The sequence below is a fragment of the Nioella ostreopsis genome (assembly GCF_004000255.1).
Lineage (GTDB): Bacteria > Pseudomonadota > Alphaproteobacteria > Rhodobacterales > Rhodobacteraceae > Nioella > Nioella ostreopsis.
In genome coordinates, this window is record NZ_RCIQ01000081.1 from 1 (window position 1) to 779 (window position 779).

Annotated in this window: 1 pseudogene; it reads right to left on the minus strand. The window is 56.0% G+C overall.

The window, feature by feature from the left end:
* Positions 1-48: 48 nt before the first annotated feature.
* Positions 49-699, minus strand: a pseudogene (locus EP237_RS22890) (tyrosine-type recombinase/integrase).
* Positions 700-779: the final 80 nt, after the last annotated feature.

The following is a 779-nucleotide window of genomic DNA, read 5'->3' on the forward strand; positions in this document are numbered from 1 at the left end:
ACAAGTTTTTCAACAAAAATACGCCGTCAGTGAAGACGGCCCGCGCCCTTAGATTGCGATAGTTTCGGCGATGGCCAGCGCATCTTCGAGCTCAACGCCAAGGTACCTGACCGTGCTGTCCATCTTGGTATGGCCCAACAACAGCTGAACTGCCCGAAGGTTTCCGGTCTTCTTGTAGATTTGTGTCACCTTAGTGCGCCGCATCGAGTGCGTGCCATAGGCGCTGGCCTCCAGACCAATGGATGTCACCCATTCTCGCACAATACGCGCGTACTGACGGGTCTAAATGTGGAGCCGTTCGTGAAAACGCCCAGGCCATAGATATTCGGATCCAACCATGAGCGGCTCCCGCATCCACCGTGCCAGCGATGCACGCGTTCCTTCCGAAATCTCGAAGCGCACAGGTTTCTGGGTTTTGCTCTGCAGAACCGACGCGCGTTCCTTGAATTGACCAGACGCCATGACATCAATCACCTTCATCTTCACCAGATCGCAGCCGCGTAGCTTGCTATCGATGGCAAGCTTGCTATCGATGGCAAGATTGAAGAGGGCCAGATCCCGATGGTTCTCGGCTAGCTCCAGACGCACCCTGATCGCCCAGACGTGTTTGGGTTTGAGCGGTCTTTTCTGGCCGACGATCCGGCCTTTGTTCCAGGCTGGGCGAAGCGCGCGAATGGCGGGTAAGTTTGGTGTTTCCATGATCGATCTCCGATCCACCACACCCTCCCACATCTACAACCCGACGTTGACGATGTGACCTGCCCCCCGAAACTTCCCTC